General features: G+C 52.9%; 18 protein-coding genes, 1 pseudogene and 1 other annotated feature. Of the genes and pseudogenes, 8 read left to right on the top strand and 11 right to left on the bottom strand.

All coding sequences use genetic code 11. From position 1 onward, the window contains the following. Positions 1-57: 57 nt before the first annotated feature. A complete protein-coding gene (dnaK, locus tag P0H77_RS04165) occupies positions 58-1,971 on the bottom strand; it encodes a molecular chaperone DnaK (protein WP_276163699.1) in 1,914 nt (637 codons plus the stop codon). A 135-nt stretch (positions 1,972-2,106) separates the two neighbouring features. Between dnaK and P0H77_RS04160 the strand changes: the two genes are divergently transcribed. From P0H77_RS04160 to satP, 4 genes are all read left to right on the top strand, one after another. Next, positions 2,107-2,304, top strand: a complete 198-nt coding sequence (locus P0H77_RS04160) for a hypothetical protein (protein WP_276163698.1) — start codon at positions 2,107-2,109, stop codon at positions 2,302-2,304. 58 nt (positions 2,305-2,362) lie between these two features. Further along, positions 2,363-2,767 carry a DUF2541 family protein gene (locus tag P0H77_RS04155; RefSeq protein ID WP_276163697.1) on the top strand — a complete coding sequence of 135 codons (405 nt, stop codon included), beginning with the start codon at positions 2,363-2,365 and terminating at the stop codon, positions 2,765-2,767. A 49-nt stretch (positions 2,768-2,816) separates the two neighbouring features. Next, complete coding sequence (gene msyB / locus P0H77_RS04150; RefSeq protein WP_276163696.1) at positions 2,817-3,530, top strand: acidic protein MsyB; 714 nt, start codon at positions 2,817-2,819, stop codon at positions 3,528-3,530. Between the two features lie 152 nt (positions 3,531-3,682). Next, positions 3,683-4,249, top strand: coding sequence for an acetate uptake transporter (gene satP / locus P0H77_RS04145; protein WP_276163695.1), 567 nt, complete (start codon positions 3,683-3,685; stop codon positions 4,247-4,249). A 46-nt stretch (positions 4,250-4,295) separates the two neighbouring features. Here satP and P0H77_RS04140 read toward each other — a convergent pair whose 3' ends face one another. Both P0H77_RS04140 and mog read right to left on the bottom strand, forming a co-directional pair. Then, positions 4,296-5,597 (bottom strand): MFS transporter, encoded by a 1,302-nt coding sequence (locus P0H77_RS04140; RefSeq protein WP_276163694.1) that lies wholly within the window; start codon positions 5,595-5,597, stop codon positions 4,296-4,298. Positions 5,598-5,718: 121 nt separating this feature from the next. Further along, positions 5,719-6,306, bottom strand: coding sequence for a molybdopterin adenylyltransferase (gene mog, locus P0H77_RS04135; RefSeq protein WP_276163693.1), 588 nt, complete (start codon positions 6,304-6,306; stop codon positions 5,719-5,721). A gap of 213 nt (positions 6,307-6,519) precedes the next feature. Here mog and P0H77_RS04130 point away from each other — a divergent pair, with 213 nt between their 5' ends. Then, on the top strand, positions 6,520-6,699 hold the full coding sequence (locus tag P0H77_RS04130) for a hypothetical protein (RefSeq protein WP_276163692.1): 180 nt from the start codon (positions 6,520-6,522) through the stop codon (positions 6,697-6,699). A gap of 52 nt (positions 6,700-6,751) precedes the next feature. Here P0H77_RS04130 and tal read toward each other — a convergent pair whose 3' ends face one another. Continuing rightward, complete coding sequence (gene tal, locus P0H77_RS04125) at positions 6,752-7,705, bottom strand: transaldolase (protein ID WP_276163691.1); 954 nt, start codon at positions 7,703-7,705, stop codon at positions 6,752-6,754. Positions 7,706-7,909: 204 nt separating this feature from the next. On the opposite strand from tal, the gene P0H77_RS04120 reads away from it, so the two are divergent. Together P0H77_RS04120 and yaaA are read left to right on the top strand one after the other, a co-directional pair. Continuing rightward, positions 7,910-9,340 (top strand): sodium:alanine symporter family protein, encoded by a 1,431-nt coding sequence (locus P0H77_RS04120; RefSeq protein WP_276163690.1) that lies wholly within the window; start codon positions 7,910-7,912, stop codon positions 9,338-9,340. A 78-nt stretch (positions 9,341-9,418) separates the two neighbouring features. After that, the gene (gene yaaA, locus P0H77_RS04115) at positions 9,419-10,192 is read left to right on the top strand and encodes a peroxide stress protein YaaA (RefSeq protein ID WP_276163689.1); all 774 of its coding nucleotides are present in this window, start codon (positions 9,419-9,421) and stop codon (positions 10,190-10,192) included. Positions 10,193-10,217: 25 nt separating this feature from the next. On the opposite strand, the gene P0H77_RS04110 is transcribed toward yaaA, so the two are convergent. The 7 genes and pseudogenes from P0H77_RS04110 to yjjY all read right to left on the bottom strand — a co-directional run. Further along, a complete protein-coding gene (locus tag P0H77_RS04110; protein WP_276163688.1) occupies positions 10,218-10,517 on the bottom strand; it encodes a DUF2502 domain-containing protein in 300 nt (99 codons plus the stop codon). A gap of 209 nt (positions 10,518-10,726) precedes the next feature. Further along, entirely contained in the window at positions 10,727-12,013 is a 1,287-nt protein-coding gene (gene thrC, locus P0H77_RS04105; protein ID WP_276163687.1) for a threonine synthase, read from the bottom strand. Between the two features lie 3 nt (positions 12,014-12,016). Beyond that, on the bottom strand, positions 12,017-12,946 hold the full coding sequence (gene thrB, locus P0H77_RS04100; RefSeq protein ID WP_276163686.1) for a homoserine kinase: 930 nt from the start codon (positions 12,944-12,946) through the stop codon (positions 12,017-12,019). A 1-nt stretch (position 12,947) separates the two neighbouring features. Further along, entirely contained in the window at positions 12,948-15,410 is a 2,463-nt protein-coding gene (gene thrA / locus P0H77_RS04095) for a bifunctional aspartate kinase/homoserine dehydrogenase I (protein ID WP_276163685.1), read from the bottom strand. A gap of 25 nt (positions 15,411-15,435) precedes the next feature. Beyond that, positions 15,436-15,556, bottom strand: a sequence feature (Thr leader region). Beyond that, positions 15,492-15,557 (bottom strand): thr operon leader peptide, encoded by a 66-nt coding sequence (gene thrL, locus P0H77_RS04090; RefSeq protein ID WP_276165040.1) that lies wholly within the window; start codon positions 15,555-15,557, stop codon positions 15,492-15,494. It overlaps the preceding feature by 65 nt. Positions 15,558-15,768: 211 nt before the next feature. After that, positions 15,769-16,455 (bottom strand): tRNA/rRNA methyltransferase, encoded by a 687-nt coding sequence (locus P0H77_RS04085; RefSeq protein WP_276163684.1) that lies wholly within the window; start codon positions 16,453-16,455, stop codon positions 15,769-15,771. Between the two features lie 400 nt (positions 16,456-16,855). Further along, a pseudogene (gene yjjY / locus P0H77_RS04080) lies at positions 16,856-16,993 on the bottom strand (protein YjjY); the annotation flags it as partial. A 99-nt stretch (positions 16,994-17,092) separates the two neighbouring features. Here yjjY and arcA point away from each other — a divergent pair. Continuing rightward, a complete protein-coding gene (gene arcA / locus P0H77_RS04075; protein ID WP_176918392.1) occupies positions 17,093-17,809 on the top strand; it encodes a two-component system response regulator ArcA in 717 nt (238 codons plus the stop codon). Positions 17,810-17,842 lie beyond the last annotated feature (33 nt).

Below are 17,842 nucleotides of genomic sequence, written 5' to 3'. Positions count from 1 at the left end.
ACGGGCGGAGAGGAAACCTCTTCGCCCGTGCCAGTTCATAACCCATTCAAAGGGCGATTATTTTTTGTCTTTTACTTCTTCAAACTCAGCGTCGACCACATCGTCATCCTGCGCGTTGTTTGCAGAAGCATCAGCGCCAGCCTGCTGCTGTGCGTGCTGCTGCTGAGCAATTTCCATCAGCTTCTGGGAAACCTGCGCCAGCGCCTGCATCTTCGCTTCGATATCCGCTTTGTCTTCGCCTTTCAGCGACGTTTCCAGCGCGCTCAGTGCAGACTCGATAGCGGTTTTGTCATCAGCTGGCAACTGGTCGCCCGCTTCTTCAACCTGCTTACGGGTGCTGTGCAGTAGATGGTCGCCCTGGTTACGGGTCTGAACCAGTTCTTCGAACTTACGGTCAGATTCCGCGTTGGCTTCCGCTTCGCGAACCATTTTCGCGATTTCGTCTTCGTTCAGACCAGAAGAGGCCTTGATGGTGATCTTCTGCTCTTTACCGCTGTTTTTGTCTTTTGCAGAAACATGCAGGATACCGTCAGCATCGATGTCGAAGGTGACTTCGATCTGCGGCATACCGCGCGGCGCAGGCTGAATACCATCCAGGTTAAACTGGCCCAGATCTTTGTTGTCAGAAGCGCGTTTACGCTCACCCTGCAGCACATGGATCGTAACAGCAGACTGATTGTCTTCCGCAGTCGAGAACACCTGGCTGTGTTTGGTCGGGATAGTGGTGTTTTTCGCGATAAGCGCCGTCATCACGCCGCCCATGGTTTCAATACCCAGTGACAGCGGGGTAACGTCCAGCAGCAGTACGTCTTTCACTTCACCGGTCAGGACACCGCCCTGAACTGCGGCACCGATGGCCACCGCTTCATCCGGGTTAACGTCTTTACGCGGTTCTTTACCGAAGAACTCGGCCACTTTTTTCTGCACCATCGGCATACGCGTCTGGCCACCGACCAGGATCACGTCCTGAACGTCAGAGACGGACAGACCCGCATCCTGCAGTGCCACTTTCAGCGGCTCGATAGAACGGTTTACCAGGTCTTCAACCAGGCTTTCCAGTTTCGCACGGGTCACTTTGATGTTCATGTGCTTCGGACCGGTCGCATCTGCAGTGATGTACGGCAGGTTAACGTCGGTCTGCTGCGCAGAAGAAAGTTCGATTTTCGCTTTTTCTGCCGCTTCTTTCAGACGCTGCATGGCCAGCGGATCGTTACGCAGGTCAATGCCCTGATCTTTCTTAAACTCGTCAACGAGGTAGTTGATCATACGGCTGTCGAAGTCTTCACCACCCAGGTGGGTATCACCGTTGGTTGCCAGAACTTCAAAGGTTTTTTCGCCGTCAACATCGTCGATTTCGATAATAGAGATATCGAAGGTACCACCGCCGAGGTCATAAACCGCGATGGTACGGTTACCCACTTCTTTATCCAGACCGTAAGCCAGTGCGGCAGCGGTAGGTTCGTTGATGATGCGTTTGACTTCCAGACCCGCGATACGGCCAGCGTCTTTGGTCGCCTGACGCTGCGCATCGTTAAAGTACGCCGGGACGGTAATAACCGCTTCAGTTACCGGTTCACCCAGGTAATCTTCCGCCGTTTTCTTCATTTTTTTCAGCACTTCCGCAGAGATCTGCGGCGGTGCCATTTTCTGACCTTTAACGTCAATCCACGCATCACCGTTATCGGCGGCGATGATTTTGTACGGCATGATGGCTTCATCACGCTGTACTTCTTCGTCCTGGAAGCGGCGGCCAATCAGGCGTTTAATCGCAAACAGGGTGTTTTGCGGGTTTGTCACTGCCTGACGCTTAGCCGGCTGACCAACCAGAGTTTCACCATCCTGAGTATATGCAATGATAGAAGGCGTAGTACGGTCGCCCTCTGCGTTCTCCAGCACACGTGCCTGCGTGCCATCCATAATCGCTATACAAGAGTTAGTTGTACCCAGGTCGATACCAATAATTTTACCCATCTAAACGTCTCCACTAAAAATTCGGTCATCATGTGGTTGTGAACCTGTAATAAGGGCGAAACGTGCGGTTTCAACTGCCTTAAATCGTTTTTTTTCAGGTTCACTCACTGCGGTTGACTACAAGATGGGGTCGCCGTGACCTGCATCAAGGGGGGAAGTGAAAAAAATTTTGCCGACTGGCATCGCGCCGGACGGTTTGTCGGCCACTCTGGACGCGTTCTGCGCCCAGGTGACAAACAATGCATTCAAACCATGAATATAAATAACAAATACATTCATGGAACGATTGAAATAAATGGAAAGCATTGCGAACTCGAAGGAAAAAGCCATTAAGTGTTAAAATAAAGCGCCCTGCTAACGCGCCATTAAATGCATTTACAAAGGAATAAAAATGAACCGGTTATTAATAATTTCTTTAGGCTTACTGTCTGGCTTATTGATCAATCTGCCTGCCATGGCGAACGATCATAAAGCAATGGGCATTGTCGCCATGCCGCGTAATGAAACGAACGATTTAACCCTGAAAATGCCCATTTGCCGGGTGGTGAAGCGCATCCAGATTAAAGCCGAACACGGTGATGTGCAGCTTAGCGGCGCCTCGGTCTACTTTAACGTCTCACGCAGCGCAAGCCAGAGCCTGAACGTCCCCTCCACCATCAAAGAAGGTGAGAGCACAAACTGGATTAATATTAATAGTGACAACGATAATAAACGCTGCGTGTCGAAGATAGTCTTTTCCGGCCATACGGTGAACTCATCAGATATGGCGCGCTTAAAAATCATTGGTGATGATTAATTTTTAAAAGTCCATTGTTGTTAACTTTATTTATTGGACATTAACATTCATGAACGTCACTTATTTACACGACGACGATCTTAGTTTTTTACAGCACTGTAGCGAAGAGCAACTGGCTGACTTTGCCCGTTTATTAACCCATAACAGTAAAGATAAGCCGCGTCTCTCAAGCAAGCTGTTACGTAATGAACTTTATCAGTCGATGGAAGGACATCCGGAACGCCATCGGCGCAGCTGGCAGCTTATCGCTGGCGAACTTCAGCATTTCGGCGGCGACAGCATCGCCAATACGCTGCGCGGGCACGGTAAATTGTATCGGGTTATTCTGCTGGATGTCTGCCATCGCCTGAAGCTGAAAGCGAAAAAAAACCAGTCCACGTTTGAAATAGAACAGTGCCTGCTGGAGCATTTTCTGCGCAATACGTGGAAGAAAATGAATGACGAGCAAAAAGCGCAGTTCTTTGCTGCGGTAAAGCTCAAAGTCAGCGAGCTGGAAGAAATTTTGCCCTGTTTGCTTAAGGATAAAAAACTAATTGACGGTGTTTCGCTATTGCTCTCCAGCCAGCTAAAACGCATCCTGCGCACCCATGCAGCCGTCAGCGTGATTGGACACGGTTTACTGCGCGGTGCCGGGCTCGGCGGCCCGGTGGGTGCAGCGTTAAATAGTGTCAAAGCCGTTAGCGGTACAGCCTGGCGGGTAACCATCCCCGCCGTATTACGCATAGCCTGCCTGCGCCGAATGATTGCGGCACAACAAAGCTGATTTCTCCATCACTGTGCGGGGTAAAAATCACCTTTTTACCCCCGGCAGATCATAGACAGCGCAAACAACGCCGATTATGATGCTGCGCCCTCCCCGAAGCGGGTTTGACGGGCGAACACCTTTCACTACAAATCGATGAGTTTTGAGGAATTATGGGCAACACTAAGTTGGCTAATCCGGCTCCGCTGGGCTTGATGGGTTTCGGCATGACCACCATTCTGCTGAATCTGCATAATGCGGGCATTTTCCCTTTCGACGGTATTATTCTGGCGATGGGTATTTTTTACGGTGGTATTGCGCAGATTTTTGCCGGTCTGCTGGAATTTAAGAAAGGTAATACCTTTGGCTTAACCGCGTTTACGTCTTACGGATCTTTCTGGCTAACGCTGGTCGCCATCCTGCTGATGCCGAAAATGGGCTTAACCGATGCGCCAAACGCGCAGTTCCTCGATGCTTACCTCGGCCTGTGGGGCGTGTTTACGCTGTTCATGTTCTTCGGCACGCTGAAAGGCGCAAGAATGCTGTCATTTGTCTTTTTAAGCCTGACCGTTCTGTTTGCACTGTTGGCAGTCGGTAACATTGGCGGTAATGAAGGCATCATTCATATTGCTGGCTGGGTCGGTCTGGTTTGTGGTGCAAGCGCAATTTATCTGGCGATGGGTGAAGTGCTGAACGAACAGTTCGGCCGTACCGTGCTGCCGATTGGCGAGCAGCACTAATTGACGCTGGCGGGTACCGCTCAGGGTATCCGCCGCATCATCAGCATTAAGAACGCTGTAAGATCTTCTCCGTATTGCCTTCACCGCTCTCACGTTTTAAGACGACACCCAGCACGATTCCCATCACTGACACCCCCAGAATATACCAGGCCGGCGCCATCGGCGAAACGCCCATCAGCATGGTGACCGCAACAGGCGTCAGGCCGCCGAAAATGGCATACGACATATTGTAGGAAAAGGAAATGCCGGAAAAACGCACCGCGGGCGGGAAAGCGTTGACCATCACATAAGGTACGGCCCCCACCACACCCACGCAGAGCCCCACCAGACCGTACAGTAAAAAAAGCTGCTGCGGATAGACGCCGGAGAGGTGATAGAACATCCAGGCGGAACAGGCCAGCGTCGTGCTGCCAATGATAAAGGTTTTACCGGGCCCAAAACGATCGACCGCCAGTCCGGCAATCAGACAGCCAAAACAGAGCATAATCGTGGCGATGCTGTTGGCCTGCAGAGTTAGCGCAGGGGCAAAGCCATACTGTTTTTGCAGCCAGACTGGCGACATCAGAATCACCACCACGATGCCGGCAGAGAGCAGCCCGGTCAGCAGCATGGAGAGGACGACCGCTTTTTTATGCCTGACAATAACCGCCTTTACCGGCAGTTCCTGCTCGAGGATCTTACGCTGCTGCATTTCCAGAAAGATGGGCGTCTCCTGTAACCAGCGGCGCAGATACATCGCAATCAGCCCAAACGCTCCGCCCAGCAGGAACGGTATACGCCAGCCAATATCATGGATCGTCTGCTGGCTCAGGGTGGTATTGACGATAGTCGCCACCACCGAGCCGAGCAAAATACCCACTGTCAGCCCGGCCGTCAGCGTGCCACAGGCGATGCCGATCCGCCGCTCCGGCACATGCTCAGCGACAAATACCCACGCTCCCGGCACCTCACCACCGATTGCTGCGCCCTGAAGGATACGCATTAACAGCAGAAGCAATGGTGCCGCTAAACCTGCCGTGGCATAGACAGGCAGCAGCCCTATCGCCAGCGTTGGCAAGGCCATAAGCAGAATGCTCAGGGTAAACATCTTTTTACGACCGACCCGATCGCCGAAATGGGCCATAATAATGCCCCCCAGCGGTCGTGCCAGATACCCGGCGGCAAAAATCCCGAACGTCTGCACCTGACGCAGCCAGTCCGGAATAGTAGCGGGAAAGAAAAGATCGCCGATTAACGCTGCAAAGAAAACGAAGATAATAAAATCATAAAACTCCAGCGCGCCACCGAGGGCAGCGAGCGTCAGCGTTTTATAGTCCTGGCGATTCAAAGTCCGTGCGTTTTTCGACATAGCCGACCATGTGTAAGCAGGAGAGAAGATACTCACTATACTATGTAAAATAAAAATTACTTAATAGTAAATAAATCGATACGCCACGGACTTTTTGTTTTAATACTGGTAACGCGCTTACTCAGGAAAGGTTCTCTCGTCTCGCGCTTTTCGGCCGGAAAGCATCTACCACCTGACTGTCAGTTTCGATGTAAGGCCCCTCAAGCAACTGTATACAATATGGTACACTTGCAAAAATACCCGGCACGACTGATTTACCCTGCGCATCTTTAACGCCTTCCAGCGTTTCCTGAATAGACTTAGGCTGGCCCGGTAAGTTGAGGATCAGCGCCTGCTTACGAATAACCCCAACCTGACGGGAAAGGATGGCGGTAGGAACAAATTGCAGGCTGATTTGCCGCATCTGCTCGCCAAAACCAGGCATTTCACGATCGGCCACCGCCAGCGTGGCATCCGGCGTCACATCCCGTCGCGCCGGGCCGGTTCCGCCCGTGGTCAAAACCAGGTGGCAACTCATTTCGTCCACCAGCTCGCATAGCGTTTGTTCAATGATGCTTTGCTCGTCGGGGATCAAACGCGTCTGGATGTCGTAAGGTGTGGTGAGCGCTTTTTCCAGCCAGGCCTCAAGCGCCGGAATGCCTTTATCCTGATAAACGCCGCTGGAAGCGCGATCGGAGATGGAAACTAAGCCAATGCGTAAGGTGTTCATGATTATTCCCTTCTGTGATGCTATTTCCAGGAATAATACACGCGAATGTCACGCAATACGACGCATCTGAACAGGCTGGACATGGCTTTAACTGGAAGCCAATAGTTGCCCTGGTAAACTACATGTTGCAGACTAGCGAGACACAAAACGCCACCGTTTTTTTTGCGTAAGCTTGCACAGCGTGTCCCTCAACATGGAGATGAATTGATGACAATGGCAGAGCAACTGGAAAATATCGGTCTATTGAAAGGTATTCGTCAGGGCAAGCTGGCAGGCGAACACGAAGCCACGCTCAAAATTGCGCGAGCGATGCTGGAGAATGGCTTAGAGGAGCAGGCGATCGTCAAAATGACGGGCATTGCAATAGAAGAGTTACGGCAGCTTCAACACTGATTTGGCCTGCCAGATAAAAAAGTGGCCGGCAAGTGGTTACCGGCCATCATGATTACAGCAGGTCGCCGATCATTTTTTCCAGTTTTTCCTGGTCGATGGCGAACTTCCGGATGCCGTCAGCCAGTTTATCGACTGCCATCGGATCCTGGTTGTGCTGCCACAGGAACTCAGCTTCAGTAATGCGTTCCGGGCGTGCTTTAACCTCGCCGCTAAACGACAGTTTACGCTCGATCGCGCCTTCACTTTCCGCCAGCTCTTTCAGCAGCGCCGGGGCGATGGTCAGACGATCGCAGCCCGCCAGCTCCAGGATTTCACCCAGGTTACGGAAGCTTGCGCCCATGACCACGGTTTCATAGCCGTGCTGTTTGTAGTATTCGTAGATTTCCGTTACCGATACTACGCCCGGATCTTCAGCAGGCGCGTACTCTTTCTTATCGGTATTGGCTTTATACCAGTCGAGGATACGGCCAACAAACGGGGAAATCAGATAGACGCCCGCTTCAGCGCAGGCACGAGCCTGGGCAAACGAGAACAGCAGCGTCAGGTTACAGTTGATCCCCTCTTTCTCCAGCTGCTCGGCGGCACGAATGCCCTGCCAGGTAGACGCCAGTTTGATCAGAATACGATCGTTGCTGATACCAGCATCGTTGTACAGCTTGATCAGGCGTTTGGCTTTAACGATGGACGCTTCGGTATCGTAAGAAAGACGCGCATCGACTTCAGTTGAGATACGTCCCGGTACCAGCTTCAGGATTTCCAGACCAATGTTAACGGCCAGTTTGTCGCTGGCATCAACGATCTGCTGCGCGCGATCGCTGCTCTGGCTACGTGCCCAGGTCACGGCATCGTCAATCAGTTTACGGTATTCAGGAATTTGCGCAGCGCCGAGGATCAAAGAAGGGTTAGTTGTTGCATCCTGCGGCTGATACAGCTTCATTGCCGCGATATCTCCGGTGTCAGCCACCACGGTGGTGTACTGACGCAGAGAGGTCAATTTATCCGTCATAATAGTGTTTCTCTTTAAACAACTTGTTAGGGGGATGTAACCGGTCTGCCCTGATAATATCACGACCCACTCTCAGCGCAACCGCGGCGGTATACCCGTATAGAGTATGGTAGACTTCGCTGGCTGATTACCTGAGGGGTAGTCATTTATCCCGTGAGTGGTAGCGCTTACACGAGCGCACCGGCATAAACAAGAGGACGTTTAATGCCTGATTTTCTTCAGTTTATGAGCGATGTGATCTGGGGATCGATAATGGTCTACCTCCTTGCCGGGGCTGGCATATGGTTTACCTGGCGTACGGGATTTATTCAGTTTCGCTATCTTCTCCACTACCGCAAAAGTCTGAAAAACAGTCTTACCCCGCAGCCGGGTGGCTTAACCTCCTTTCAGGCGCTGTGTACCAGCCTGGCCGCGCGCGTTGGCAGCGGCAATCTCGCCGGCATTTCGCTGGCCATTGCCGCAGGCGGACCCGGCGCTATCTTCTGGATGTGGGTATCGGGGCTGACCGGTATGGCGATAAGCTTCGCTGAATGTTCGCTTTCCCAACTTTATAAACAGCGTGATGCTACGGGACAGTTCCGTGGGGGACCGGCATGGTATATGGACCGCGGGCTGGGGATGCGCTGGATGGGCATACTCTTCTCTCTGTTTTTACTGCTTTCATATGGTCTGGTTTTTAATACGGTCCAGGCAAATTCCGTGGCCAGCGCGGTAAACTATGCTTTTTCTGTGCCGTCGCTGGCCACGGGCGTGGTACTTGCCGCGCTGGTGCTGTTGTCGGTGGTGCGCGGTCTTCGCGGCGTCGCCCGTATGCTGCAGGGGCTGGTACCGATGATGGTCGTTATCTGGATTGTCACCAGTCTTCTTGTCACCGCATGGCATATTACGGCGCTCCCCGGCACGCTCGCGGCTATTGTCAAAAGCGCCTTCGGCTGGCAGGAAGCGGCGGCTGGCGCGGCGGGTTATACCGTTAGCCAGGCACTCACCAGCGGTTTTCAGCGCGGGATGTTTTCCAATGAAGCCGGAATGGGCTCGACGCCCAATGTCGCAGCGGCCGCAGCCTCCTGGCCACCGCATCCTGCGGCCCAGGGAATTGTGCAGATGATCGGCGTGTTTATTGATACGTTTATCATCTCTACCTGTAGCGCGCTAATCGTGCTGTTGGCAGGCACCAGTACGCAGCATACCGCGATAGAAGGCATTCAACGGATACAGCAGGCCATGGTCATGCTTGTTGGCGATGCCGGCGCCGGTCTGGTCGCCATCATCGTCATGTTGTTCGCCTTTACCTCCCTCGTGGGAAATTATCTCTACGCTGAAAATAACCTGGTTTTCCTGCGACTTGATGGGCTATGGGCGCGCTGGACGTTACGTGCCGCCACGCTAATGATGGTTGTCGCCGGCTCACTCCTGAGCTTTCCGATCGTATGGCGACTGGCGAATATTGTCATGGCGCTGATGGTCATCACCAATCTGACGGCCATCCTGCTCCTGTCGCCGGTGGTGCGGCTTATCGCCAGTGACTATTTGCGCCAGCGTAAATTAGGCGTGCGGCCGGTTTTTGATCCGCAACGCTATCCGGATCTCCAGCAACAATTAATGCCGGATACGTGGGAAAATCCACCGAAGCAATAAGGCGACAATCGCAGTCATCGCCCACTCCACCCGCTTTTTTTGCTACAGTCGCAGAATAATGTGCCGCAAGGATTAACTATGCTGATTCTGATTTCACCTGCAAAAACGCTGGACTATCAAAGTCCGCTGGCAACGAAACGCTTTACCCAGCCTGAACTGCTGGACCATTCGCAGCAATTGATTAAAGACGCGCGCAAGCTGTCAGCACCGCAAATTGCCAGTCTGATGAGCATTAGCGATAAGCTGGCGAGCCTGAATGCAACCCGTTTTCACGACTGGCAGCCCGACTTCACGCCGGAAAACGCCCGCCAGGCGATTCTGGCGTTTAAGGGTGACGTCTATACCGGGCTTCAGGCCGGGACCTTTAGCGAGACGGATTTTGATTTTGCCCAGCAGCATCTGCGGATGCTTTCTGGCCTCTACGGGGTATTGCGTCCGCTGGATTTGATGCAGCCTTATCGTCTGGAAATGGGCATCCGCTTTGCCAATGCTCGCGGCAAAGATCTTTACCAGTTCTGGGGCGATATCATTACCGATAAGCTCAATGAGGTGCTTGAGACGCAGAAAGAGCGCGTGGTGATTAACCTCGCTTCAGAGGAATATTTTAAATCCGTGAAGGCGAAAAAACTGGCCGGTGAGGTGATTAAGCCGGTGTTCCTTGATGAAAAGAACGGCAAGTTCAAAGTCATCAGCTTCTACGCCAAAAAAGCCCGTGGCCTTATGAGCCGCTACATCATTGAAAACCGTCTGACGACGCCGGAGCAACTTACCGCGTTCAACAGCGACGGCTATTTCTTTGATAAAGACGCATCCGGCAGTGGCGAGCTGGTGTTTAAACGCCACGAGCAGTAAGTAAAGCGCCCGAAGGCGCTTTACGTTAGCGATGATGATCGTCCGGGCCCGGACGGTAGTCATCGCGGCGATCGTCATGATGATCGTTATGATGCGGCTCTGCATGCGGACCATGCGGCTGCCAGCGATTATCTCGCCAGTCATAGTGTTTTTCCCACCAGCCATGATCCCGCCAGTGGCCGCCATCCCAATAGTTCCCGTGATCATCGCGGTCGCCGATTTGCAGGGTGACTGCCGGAATGAGGGTGATTTCTGCTGCCTGTACCGCAATGGGAGCCACCAGCAGCATCGAAAGCGCCAGAAGAGCAGGTTTCAGTGTAGACATGGGTTACTCCTTTTCAATCTTGCCCGATGTGGGCCGATGTAAGGAGAATACGTGAGGGGAACGCGGGTTGTTATTCTCTGCAATCCTAATCTCTAAGTTACCGCATTTATTGGGAATTTCTCCTTTTTGCCTGCTTTTTTCCTCCTTATTTTCTCCATAAAAAATGCCGGGTAGCCATCATGCTCACCCGGCATAATTAGCGCGAATAATTACCCGCGCGCCATCATCAACTGGCGTAAAGCGGCAAAATCCGCCGGTAGATTATGCGACAACAACGGTAAATCCGCCCGCTCGGCCAGCGCTTTCGGCAGCGGTAGCGTATCGCCAAGGATTGCATCAACGCTCTCCTTGAATTTAGCCGGGTGCGCGGTGCCGAGGAATAAACCATATTCGCCCGGTTGCAGCTGATCGCGTAGCGCCCGGTAGGCAATGGCCGCATGCGGCTCAGATACGTAGCCCAGCCCCTGAAGTTCACGCATTGTGGCTTTAGTGGTTTCATCATCCACCGCGGCATATCCCAGCTCGTTCAGACGCCATATTTTACGCCGGAAGATCTCTTCCACTCGCGGCCAGTTGTTTGGCTGACTGACGTCCATTGCATTCGAGAGCGTCGCCTGCGTCGCGCCTGGTGCCCATTTGCCATCTTGCAGGAAGCGCGGCACGGTGTCATTGGCGTTGGTGGCGGCAATAAAGCGTTTCACCGGCAGACCGAGCGATTTTGCCAGCAGGCCCGCCGTCAAATCGCCAAAGTTACCGCTGGGAACGGAAATCACCAGCTGGTTACGGGCTTCCTGCGGCAGCTGCGCCACCGCTTCGAAGTAATAGCAGATTTGCGCCAGCAGGCGGCTGATATTAATCGAGTTGGCAGAGTTCAGTCCCAGCGCCGCTTTTAATTCTTCATCATCAAACGCCTGTTTGACCAGCGCCTGGCAGGCGTCAAAATCGCCGTCAATGGCGACAGTTTCGATATTACCGCCGAGGGTACAAAACAGCTTTTCCTGTAGCGGGCTGATTTTGCCACGCGGATAGAGGATCACCACCCGGATATTTGGCAGGCCATAAAACGCATGGGCGACGGCGGCCCCCGTATCACCAGAGGTTGCGGTCAGGATGGTCACCGGCTTGTCGCCGCTGATGTGCGTCAGCATTTGCGCCATAAAGCGCCCGCCGAAATCCTTAAACGCCAGCGTCGGGCCATGGAATAACTCGAGGCAACCGATCTCTTCGGTCACCGGCTTCACCGGAGCCGGGAAAGCAAATGCCGCCCCCACGCGCTGTTCCAGTACGGCGGACGGAATTTCATCGCCAATAAACGCGCTGAGGATTTTCGCACTACGGCTGACGAAATCCTGGTTCAGCATTTCATCAATGTCGGTCAGGCTGAATTCGGGCAGATCGTGCGGAAAAAACAATCCCTGCTGTTTGCCCAGCCCCTGGGTAACGGCCTGCGCAAAGCTGACCTGCTCATTATGATCTTTCAGGTTATAGAGTTTCATTAGTTATCCCACTACTCGTGCGCCCGCCGTATCCAGCCGGCAAATATGAACAAAGCCTTCCTGATTTTGCAGATAGTGTTTGCTGAGCCAGTCCGCCACGCGCTGCGCGGTATCGGTTTTATCGCACAGGGCGAACAGCGTTGGGCCTGAACCGGAGATCCCGCAGGACAGCGCCCCGATTTCTGCCACAGCCTGACGCGCTTCATTAAAGCCCGGCAGCAATTTTGCGCGATACGGTTCGGCAATCACATCTTTCATTAATTTCGCCGCCAGCTGCGGCTGACGTGAATAACAAGCGTGAATAAATCCCGCCAGATGACGACCGTGCGCGATGCAGTCCTGACGGCGATACTGCGCGGGCAGAATAGCACGTGCCTCCGCCGTGGAGACGACGATCCCCGGATAAGCCAGCACCCACAGCCACTCATCAAAGCCTGGCACCTGCTCGCTGATAATGCCGTTTTCCTCAATCATTAACTGCATGCCGCCAAGGTAACAAGGGGCGACGTTATCATAGTGAACGCTGCCGGAAATACGTCCTTCCAGCTCGCCCATTAACGCCAGCATGCGCGTCTCGTTCAACGGCTTGCCGCAGTATTCATTCATGGCGACCAGTGCGGCCACCACGGAACAGGCGCTGGAGCCCAGTCCGGAACCAATCGGCATATTTTTTTCCAGCGTCATGGTCACCGGAACGGTTTTGCCGATCTCCTGACAAAAGCGTTCCCAGCACTGATAAACAATATTCTCCCGCGGTTCAGCGGGGAGTTTACTGGCGAAACGGCCTTTATTTTCCACGCTAAAACGGTCCGCGGCGGCAACGGCAACGGTATCGCCCAGTAGCGAACCGTCAACGGGCGTTACTGCCGCCCCCAGCACGTCAAACCCGACGCTCATATTGGCGCTGGAAGCCGGGGCATAAACTTTAACCATGTTAAACTCCTAACTTCCATGAAAGGGTGCGCAGCAGATCGGCAAATACGCCCGCCGCGGTCACGTCGTTGCCCGCACCGTAACCGCGCAGCACCAGCGGCAGCGGTTGATAGTAATGGCTGTAAAAAGCCAGCGCATTCTCGCCATTTTTCACTTTATACAGCGGATCGTTACCGTCCACCTCGGCGATTTTCACCCGGCATACGCCGTCTTCCTCAATATTGCCAACATAGCGCAGAACCTTGCCGTCATCACGCGCTTTCGCCACGCGGGCAGAGAAACTGTCATCAAGCTGCGGCAGACGCGCCATAAAACTGTCGGTATCGCCGGTGGCGTCAAAGCTGTCTGGCAAAACAGATTCAATGACGATATCGCTAAGCTCAAGGCTGCGGCCAGTTTCGCGTACGAGGATGAGCAGTTTACGCGCCACGTCCATGCCGGAAAGATCGTCACGCGGATCGGGTTCGGTATAGCCCATTTCCCGCGCGACGCGGGTCGCCTCCGACAGACTCATACCCTCATCAAGCTTACCGAAAATAAACGACAGGGAACCGGAAAGAATGCCGGAGAAACGCTGGAGTTCATCACCCGCATTGAGCAGATTTTGCAGGTTTTCAATCACCGGCAGACCCGCGCCGACGTTGGTGTCGTAGAGGAATTTGCGCCGTGAGTGACCCGCCGCATGGCGCAGCTGGTGGTAGTAATCCATTGACGAGGTATTGGCTTTTTTGTTCGGCGTTACTACGTGGAAACCTTCGCGCAGGAAATCGGCATACTGATCGGCGACCGCCTGGCTGGAAGTACAGTCGACAATCACCGGGTTCAGCAGATGATACTCTTTCACCAGGCGGATCAAACGGCCAAGGTTGAAAGGCTCTTTCGCTTCCGCCAGTTCATTCTGCCAGTTTTCCAGATTCAGGCCGTGGACGTTGGTTAACAGCGCTTTCGAGTTCGCCACGCCGCAAACACGCAGATCGATATGCTTGCCCTTCAGCCACGCCTGCTGACGTTTGATCTGCTCCAGCAGCGCGCCGCCGACGCCGCCGACGCCCACCAGGAAGACCTCAATCACCTGATCGGTGTTAAACAGCATCTGATGGGTGACGCGCACGCCGGTCATGGCGTCATCATTGCTGACCACCACGGAAATGGAACGCTCGGAAGATCCCTGCGCAATAGCAACAATATTGATGTTGGCCCGCGCCAGTGCGGCGAAGAATTTGGCGGAGATCCCGCGCAGGGTACGCATGCCGTCACCAACCACCGAGATAATCGCCAGCCGTTCCATAATCGCCAGCGGCTCCAGCAGCCCCTCTTTCAGCTCAAGATAAAACTCATCGCCCATTGCGCGCTGCGCACGGGCGCAGTCGGACTGCGGCACGCAGAAGCTGATACTGTATTCAGAAGAAGACTGGGTAATCAACACCACCGAGATCCCGGCGCGTGACATGGTGGCGAACACGCGGGCTGCCATGCCCACCATGCCTTTCATGCCAGGGCCGGAGACATTGAACATCGCCATATTATTAAGATTGGAAATCCCTTTGACCGCCAGGCCGTCTTCATCACTGTTCGCCCCAATCAGGGTGCCCGGCGCCTGCGGATTACCGGTATTTTTGATAAGACAGGGGATCTGGAACTGGGCAATGGGCGCGATGGTACGCGGATGCAGCACTTTCGCACCAAAATAGGAGAGCTCCATTGCCTCCTGATATGACATGGATTTCAGCAGACGCGCGTCCGGGACCTGACGCGGGTCGCAGGTATACACGCCGTCGACGTCGGTCCAGATCTCGCAGCAGTCCGCGCGCAGACAGGCCGCCAGCACCGCCGCCGAGTAATCGGAACCATTACGGCCTAACACCACCAGTTCGCCTTTTTCATTGCCGGCAGTGAAGCCTGCCATCAGGATCATATGGTCGGCCGGGATCTGACTGGCCGCGATACGCCGGGTGGATTCAGCGATATCCACGGTGGATTCAAGGTAGTGTCCCACCGCCAGCAGTTTTTCAACCGGATCGATGACCGTCACGTTGTGGCCGCGCGCCTGTAGCAGGCCCGCCATTATGGCAATAGAGAGTTTCTCGCCACGGCAAATCAGCGCAGCGTTGACGCTATCCGGGCACTGGTTGAGCAAGCTGATACCGTGCAGAACATGTTTGATCTGCGCGAATTCCTGTTCAACAACCGTTTTTAGCCGGGCAAGAGGAAAACCTGGCTGGGCATCGGCAAGTCCCTGAAGAAGTTCGGCGAAAATACGTTCGGCGTCGCTGATATTGGTATGAGCATCCTGGCCACCGATGGTTTTTTCAATCATCGCCACCAGGTGATTGGTAATTTTTGCCGGGGCAGAGAGAACGGTCGCAACCTGCCCCTGCCTGGCATTACTCTCCAGAATATCGGCAACCCGCAGAAATCGTTCTGCATTTGCCACTGATGTACCGCCAAACTTCAACACTCGCATGGTAATGACCCCTTGATTTTTACCCGAAAAAAAAGCCCGCACTGTTCAGGTGCGGGCTTTTTTCTGTTTTTCCTGTACGCGTCAGCCCGCACCGTTACCTGTGGTAATTGTGATGGTGGTAATGGTGGTTGTGCGGATGCGGATCATGATGTTGTTTGCTCTGTAATCGTTATCTGTCTGTCCTGTATACCTATATTGGTTAAAGTATCTGCCTGGCTAAGTCAACGAATTTTTAAATTCGTCACATTTTCAACCTGCTCGCCATCCGACCAGTATCAGCGCATTTTTTAATGCACCAGGCGGGTTAATTGCCCACAAAGTAGATTACTCACCTTAAATTAAAACAAAATACAGTATTTTATTCTGCCAGTTTTTTTTCAATATCGTGGAGTAAACGATGCAGCATTGCCGTATCACGCTGCTGCAACAGACCAATACGCTGCTGTAGCCAGTCGGCCAGTTTTTCATCATTCGTCACGCCCAGCGACTGAAGCAGGGTAACAATGCGTGAGCGTAACGCCTGCAATTGATTTTCATCACCTGGCTCACAGGTGCCGGGACGGTGTTGTATTAGTGGCGCTAATTGATAGCAAAAAACCATTACCGCCTGGCCCAAATTCAGCGAAGGATAATCCGCGACCATCGGGACGCCGGTGAGAATATCGGCCAGCGCCAGTTCTTCATTGGTCAAACCGGAATCTTCCCGGCCAAATACCAGGGCAGTATGGTTCAGCCACCCGGCTTTCTCTTCCAGCAGTGGCACCAGCTCTGATGGCGTGGCGTAGTAATGAAATTTCGCCCGGCTGCGCGCGGTAGTGGCAACGGTGAAATCCACATCGTGCAGTGCCGCCTCAAGCGTTGGGTAGGTGGTGAGATTATCCAGAATATCGCCAGAACCGTGCGCGACGCGGCGCGCGGCTGGTTGTAAGTGCGCCTCGCTGTCAACAATCCGTAACTCGCTGAATCCCATCGTTTTCATCGCCCTGGCGGCCGCGCCGATATTTTCCGCCCTGGCGGGGGCGACCAGTACAATTGTGAATCGCATTTATGATCTCTTATTAATCAGTTTGCTGGCGAAACAGCACCAGACCGGCATCTTATTTCGCATCGAGAATTTACAAATTTGCAACAACCGTCACTATCGCCCGCTTTCCCCATACTTAAAAGAAGCTAAACTGTTTTAAAGCAGTGAGTGGGTGTAGTATGTTAACAGAACATACTTATCTACATGTTTAGTATTGATATTTATATTTTATATGTTTTTACTTAATTAAATTCACCGTACTTATAAATTATCACAGGTAACTTATTGAGTTGTTGATAGATTGTGATAGACGCTAGCATTTGGCTGCAAGAGTTTCTGCAAAATGTTAACGTGCTACAATTGAACTTGATATATGTCAACGAAGCGTAGTTTTATTGGGTGTCAGCTGTCTCCTGCCCTGTTATGTTGCTGTTAAAATGGTTAGGATAACAGCCGTTTTTGACACTGTCGGGTTCAGAGGGAAAGTACCCACGACCAAGCTAATGATGTTGTTGACGTTGATGGAAAGTGCATCAAGAACGCAATTACGTACTTTAGTCTTGTTATGCTGCGCATGTTAATTTTCGCCATGCATCAGCCAGGTCAGGGACTTTTGTACTTCCTGTTTCGATTTAGTTGGCAATTTAGGTAGCAAACCATGCAGATCCCGCACATTCTGATTGTTGAAGACGAGTTGGTAACACGCAACACGTTGAAGAGTATTTTCGAAGCGGAAGGTTATGATGTTTTCGAAGCCACTGATGGCGCGGAAATGCATCAGATCCTTTCCGAGTATGACATTAACCTGGTGATTATGGACATCAACCTTCCGGGCAAAAATGGCTTGTTGCTGGCGCGTGAACTGCGCGAGCAGGCAAACGTTGCCCTGATGTTCCTGACCGGCCGTGATAACGAAGTCGATAAGATTCTCGGCCTCGAAATTGGTGCGGATGATTACATCACTAAACCATTCAATCCGCGCGAACTGACGATCCGTGCCCGCAATCTGCTGTCGCGTACCATGAACCTGGGTACCGTTAGCGAAGAGCGTCGCAGCGTTGAGAGCTACAAGTTCAACGGATGGGAGCTGGACATCAACAGCCGCTCTCTGGTGAGTCCTAACGGTGACCAGTACAAGCTGCCGCGCAGCGAGTTCCGCGCCATGCTCCACTTCTGCGAAAATCCGGGCAAGATTCAGTCACGTGCCGAGCTGCTGAAAAAAATGACAGGACGCGAGCTGAAACCGCACGATCGTACCGTTGACGTCACTATCCGTCGTATTCGTAAGCACTTCGAATCTACTCCGGATACCCCGGAAATCATCGCGACCATCCATGGTGAAGGCTATCGTTTCTGCGGTGACCTGCAGGAATAATTTGATAAAAAAAAGCGGCGCAATGCGCCGCTT

Origin of the sequence: Superficieibacter sp. HKU1 (assembly GCF_029319185.1) — a bacterium.
In the GTDB taxonomy this organism is placed as follows: domain Bacteria; phylum Pseudomonadota; class Gammaproteobacteria; order Enterobacterales; family Enterobacteriaceae; genus Superficieibacter.
This window is presented reverse-complemented; position numbering and strand designations above follow the sequence as displayed.

Coding starts and splice junctions, on each gene's coding strand:
- dnaK (WP_276163699.1), bottom strand. CDS start 1,971: ATGGGTAAAATTATTGGTATCGACCTGGGTACAACTAACTCTTGTATA.
- P0H77_RS04155 (WP_276163697.1), top strand. CDS start 2,363: ATGAACCGGTTATTAATAATTTCTTTAGGCTTACTGTCTGGCTTATTG.
- msyB (WP_276163696.1), top strand. CDS start 2,817: ATGAACGTCACTTATTTACACGACGACGATCTTAGTTTTTTACAGCAC.
- satP (WP_276163695.1), top strand. CDS start 3,683: ATGGGCAACACTAAGTTGGCTAATCCGGCTCCGCTGGGCTTGATGGGT.
- P0H77_RS04140 (WP_276163694.1), bottom strand. CDS start 5,597: ATGTCGAAAAACGCACGGACTTTGAATCGCCAGGACTATAAAACGCTG.
- mog (WP_276163693.1), bottom strand. CDS start 6,306: ATGAACACCTTACGCATTGGCTTAGTTTCCATCTCCGATCGCGCTTCC.
- P0H77_RS04130 (WP_276163692.1), top strand. CDS start 6,520: ATGGCAGAGCAACTGGAAAATATCGGTCTATTGAAAGGTATTCGTCAG.
- tal (WP_276163691.1), bottom strand. CDS start 7,705: ATGACGGATAAATTGACCTCTCTGCGTCAGTACACCACCGTGGTGGCT.
- P0H77_RS04120 (WP_276163690.1), top strand. CDS start 7,910: ATGCCTGATTTTCTTCAGTTTATGAGCGATGTGATCTGGGGATCGATA.
- yaaA (WP_276163689.1), top strand. CDS start 9,419: ATGCTGATTCTGATTTCACCTGCAAAAACGCTGGACTATCAAAGTCCG.
- P0H77_RS04110 (WP_276163688.1), bottom strand. CDS start 10,517: ATGTCTACACTGAAACCTGCTCTTCTGGCGCTTTCGATGCTGCTGGTG.
- thrC (WP_276163687.1), bottom strand. CDS start 12,013: ATGAAACTCTATAACCTGAAAGATCATAATGAGCAGGTCAGCTTTGCG.
- thrB (WP_276163686.1), bottom strand. CDS start 12,946: ATGGTTAAAGTTTATGCCCCGGCTTCCAGCGCCAATATGAGCGTCGGG.
- thrA (WP_276163685.1), bottom strand. CDS start 15,410: ATGCGAGTGTTGAAGTTTGGCGGTACATCAGTGGCAAATGCAGAACGA.
- P0H77_RS04085 (WP_276163684.1), bottom strand. CDS start 16,455: ATGCGATTCACAATTGTACTGGTCGCCCCCGCCAGGGCGGAAAATATC.
- arcA (WP_176918392.1), top strand. CDS start 17,093: ATGCAGATCCCGCACATTCTGATTGTTGAAGACGAGTTGGTAACACGC.